The organism is Kitasatospora sp. NRRL B-11411, assembly GCF_000721345.1.
GTDB lineage: Bacteria > Actinomycetota > Actinomycetes > Streptomycetales > Streptomycetaceae > Kitasatospora > Kitasatospora cineracea.
In genome coordinates this window covers 1-837 of record NZ_JOGH01000291.1, presented here as the reverse complement: position 1 = coordinate 837, position 837 = coordinate 1, and the positions used below count along the sequence as shown (strand labels likewise).

The window sequence follows — 837 nt, the reverse complement described above, 5'->3', positions numbered from 1 at the left end:
GGGGGCGCGGCGCGGGGTGCGGCGCGGGGCGGTGCCCGGGGTGCGGCCGTGGGGGCGGGCCGGGCGGGCGTACGGGGTGCGGGTCGGGGTGTGCGTGGCGGGGAGTGCCGCGCTGGCGCTCGGGCTGCGGGCCGGGCACTGGTACTGGCTGCCGGTGACGGCCGCGTTCCTGGTCAAGCCGGACCTGGGGCCGCTGTTCTCCCGGGTGGTCAACCGTTTCGCCGGGACGGTCGCCGGGGTCCTGCTGGTGGCCGGGCTCGGGCCGGTGCTGTCCGGGCCGTGGTGGCCGGTCGTCGCGGTGGCCGTCACCGGGGCGCTCATACCCGTGGCCCAGCGGCACTTCGCCGCGCAGACCGCCGTCATCACCGTCACCGTGCTGGCCTTCGTCACCACCGGCGGCGACCGCGCCGCCGCCCCCGCCCGGCTGCTCGACACCACCCTCGCCTGCGCCCTGGTCCTGCTGGTCGGCCACCTCCCCGGGCTGGCCGACACTCGGGCCCGGGTCGGCCAGCGGGCCGCGCACGCCCTGCGGCACACCCAGCGCTACCTCGACCACGTCCTGCTGACCGGCCGCCAGGAACCGCACCCCGCAGACACCCGCCGCGCCGAACTGCGCCGCACTGCCTACCGCACGCTCGCCCAGGCCCGCGCCGCCGCCGAGACCGCCGCCGCCGAACTCAGCCCCGGCACCCCCGCCGGCCCGGACTGGCTGCGCCTGACCGTCCACGCCGAACGCCTCGCCGACGCCGCCACCGCGTACGCCGTCGAACGCGACCACGGAGCCCCCGCCCCGGCCACCCCCGCCGTCCGCACCCTCACCCGCGACCTCGCCGCAGC

General features: G+C 79.6%; 1 protein-coding gene. It reads left to right on the top strand.

Features of this window, described 5'->3' with window-relative positions:
• A partial coding sequence (locus tag IH44_RS49275; RefSeq protein ID WP_030464768.1) for an FUSC family protein occupies positions 1 to 837 on the top strand: 837 nt, incomplete at both ends.